At 41.4% G+C, this 730-nt stretch carries 1 protein-coding gene; it reads right to left on the bottom strand.

Annotated features, from left to right (window positions below; translation table 11 throughout):
• A partial coding sequence (locus tag JHD69_RS19975; RefSeq protein WP_199142093.1) for a reverse transcriptase family protein occupies window positions 1-730 on the bottom strand: 730 nt, incomplete at both ends.

The raw sequence follows: 730 nt of genomic DNA, 5'->3' as shown, positions 1-730 counted from the left end.
ATTGTACCCTTGGCTTGAGGCGTTTCCTTATCCTCAAACCCATCAATTTTCTTTTTATATGCTTCTGGTAGTCGGATGTTATTATTGTTGACGATTACGTTGGTTACCTTGGGCTGTTTTGTCTGATAGAATGTTTTGTTGTGGCTGATCTTAAATCCCTTCGAGGTAATGATGGCCAAAATGTCGTTAACAAGGGGCTTAAAATCTGTCTTGGAAGAGATGGTTATGTCATCTACAAAAGTGGTAAATGTTAATCCATTTTTTGTTGCCAATTCTTCCAGTTCCATACCTGCGCTTACAAAAACGAGGTTTGCAAGATACGGCGAGGTTGGTGTTCCCTGGGGTAACATTCCTTTATAAGTCGTGAGCTTAGTAAGAATCCTCGATGCTGTTGGCGAAAAATTCCTTTTGACGAACATTTCAAACACCTGTTGATGGGTAATGCCGGGATAGAAGTTCCTAAGATCGGTATTAAAGAAGAATTTGTTTCCCTGATGCATCTTGGCATTCAAAATATTGTCTCTTTTTGCTACACCACCAAACGCATAATCAGGAAGTTTCATAGCTTTCAGGAGCTGTACGTGAATGCGCTTTTGTACAGTTTTCATGAGCCTAAGACTGGGATAGAGATCCCGCGTCCTGGGCTTCCCATTTTTATCGATCAATTGTATGCCTTTTTTATCCCTGTCTCTTATACACATCTGACGCTGCCGACGAACCACGACATGGG

Origin of the sequence: Pedobacter sp. ASV12, from assembly GCF_016429155.1 — a bacterium.
Taxonomy (GTDB): Bacteria; Bacteroidota; Bacteroidia; order Sphingobacteriales; family Sphingobacteriaceae; genus Pedobacter.
This window is presented reverse-complemented; position numbering and strand designations above follow the sequence as displayed.